At 43.5% G+C, this 2,301-nt stretch carries 3 protein-coding genes; 2 read left to right on the top strand and 1 reads right to left on the bottom strand.

What is annotated here, in order from left to right:
• Together J5224_RS25120 and J5224_RS25125 are read left to right on the top strand one after the other, a co-directional pair.
• On the top strand, positions 1-944 hold a 944-nt coding region (locus J5224_RS25120), incomplete at its 5' end, for a hypothetical protein (protein ID WP_264627934.1).
• Between the two features lie 80 nt (positions 945-1,024).
• The gene (locus J5224_RS25125; RefSeq protein ID WP_264627935.1) at positions 1,025-1,414 is read left to right on the top strand and encodes a CesT family type III secretion system chaperone; all 390 of its coding nucleotides are present in this window, start codon (positions 1,025-1,027) and stop codon (positions 1,412-1,414) included.
• Positions 1,415-1,511: 97 nt separating this feature from the next.
• Here J5224_RS25125 and J5224_RS25130 read toward each other — a convergent pair.
• Positions 1,512-2,301 (bottom strand): Na+/H+ antiporter NhaC family protein (locus J5224_RS25130; RefSeq protein WP_319802484.1); only part of this gene is annotated, 790 nt, incomplete at its 5' end.

A 2,301-nucleotide genomic window follows, 5' to 3' on the forward strand; every position in this document is an offset into this window, starting at 1 on the left:
TTAAAAGGGAGTTTTATGATTGTCTCATGGAAAAAAATGATAGCGTATTAAAAAAATTTCATGATGAAATAAATGTTCAGGTGGATAAAATTTTACAAACTGCTAGCGTCCCTGAAAGTAGTTATGATGTCATTAAGGCCCGCATATTGGAATTTGTAAATATAAATGCATTGGGGAATAGTTATCCGTTGGACGCTTTGAAATGCTATTTGTATACCTTGTCTGGTTCGGATAAGGAGAAAGAGAGCCTTAACCAAGTTCCTGGTGAACCGTTTGCGTTGAAAATGAATGAAAGGTTAGCTCTACTCAATATATCGATGAATAATGATTCGGGGGTATTAGATAACTTGCTCCGCGATGTTTTTTTACTCAATGATGAACTAAAGTTAAAAAGTAGTGAAGATAAAAATCTATTATGTAGCGGTATATATGCGTATTTAGCGAAACAGTTCTATGAGGGTCTTATAAGAAACTCTATTGATAAAGTGAAGGTCGAACGGGGAGGCGCTGAACATCTGGTCCCATTATCAGTTCCGGTAACACCTTATGGTTTGCAAGAATCGTTATCGGATACGTCAAGTATTGACAGTTTTTTTAGTTCGGTATGCAGTGAAGACTACAACACTGAAGTGATATCTTGGGCGGATAGTGATTATTTTCCTCTACCGCCGACGCCAGAAGAACTTAAGCTTTTTCAGGGGGACTTGTCAGATATCGATGATTTTCCTCCACCGCCAACGCTAGAAGAACTTAAGTTTTTACAGGGTGATTTGTCAGATATTGATGATTTTCCTCCACCGCCAACAGCAGAAGAACTTCGTTTATATCAAGATGGGTCATCACGGTCCGATGAAGTAGATAGTCTTTATGGTTCAGCATCAGACGAATCCAATAGCGATAATGACGTCTATTTAACCGGCAGTGAAACTGCGAAGCTATTATAAGCAGTAGTGTATTTTGATTTCACACTTTCAGATAAGTTAGAGGAAGAAGTAAAATTGTACCTCTATCGGGAGAGGGATTAATGACAGGAAATGGATCGGAAAGACAAATTAATTTTTTGGGTGAAAAGCTAGGATTAGATCTAAAATTAGACGAAAAACAACAGGTTTTATTATTAATCGATGGTAAATGTCCCGTGTCACTGCAACTTGATGATGGAAAATGGTATTTTTATGGCATGGTTCGCCATTTGAAAAATGAAGATAATCCATGCGCTTTCTATCAAAAAACTCTCAAAGAGAGTTTTGAAACATTACGCTCGGGGATTGGGGGGCTGTGCCTAAATGAATCATCGGATATTCTCATGTTCGTCGGCGGGGCCCGAGAAACGAATTACAATGCGGATGAGTTGTACGAAAGTTTAAATCAATTTGTGCAGCGTTTGGATATGTTACGTGAAACGCTGGAATAAGATTGGCTGGAACAGGCCATGCGTTGTCATGGAACCCGAGAAGTAAGCCGAATAACCTTCCCTGCATACCGCCGTTAAGCAGGGAAGGTGATGACGCTTATAGTGACTTTTTCTCATCATTTTCTTGCGGTGTGTTCGCCGCAGTGACGAGAATGCGCCGAATATTTATTCCGGTGATGCCCAATGCCAGCGTGATCAGCGGGGCAGCAATATTAAAGATGGCAAACGGCATGTAGGCCATGGTCGAGACACCGAGCACGGCTGCCATATAAGCACCGCAGGAGTTCCAGGGAATCAACGGTGAGGTGACAATACCGGCGTCAGAAACTGCTCTGGAAAGGTTTTCCGGTGCCAACCCTCGTCGGGCAAATTCAGATTTAAATAAGCGAGTGGGTAACAGCAGAGCGATGTATTGGTCGCCAGCTGCAATGTTTAAACCAATAGCGGTAGCAACGACCGAAGCAATCAAGCGGCCGACCGTTCTGGCCCGTAATAACAGCGGTGTCACCAGCTTGTTGAGCAGACCAAAATCATCCACCATAATGCCAAAGGTAACCGCGCCGATGATGAGCCAAATGGTTAGCAACATGCTATCCATGCCACCACGCGACAGCAACGCATCTATCTGCTCAATCCCTGAATTCTCCTGAAAGCCGGTTGCCATTGCTGTCCACATGGCTTTTATGGCAAGCAGTGGTGCCGCGGTATCTGGCTCAGCAATAAAACGCAGCACCACTTGCGGTTGCATTATCGGCGTCATAATGCCCGCCAGTAATGCGGAGCACATAATCGCCAACGACGCAGGCACCTTTAATACCGAGAGCGTAAGTAAAAAGAACAAGGGCAGCAGGTTCCAGGGGGTAATGTGGACCAGCTCGTTAAACCGT

This window comes from Candidatus Symbiopectobacterium sp. NZEC135 (assembly GCF_025962695.1).

What these genes read in the sequence shown, in the direction of transcription:
- J5224_RS25125 (WP_264627935.1), top strand. Translation starts at nt 1,025, where the DNA reads ATGACAGGAAATGGATCGGAAAGACAAATTAATTTTTTGGGTGAAAAG.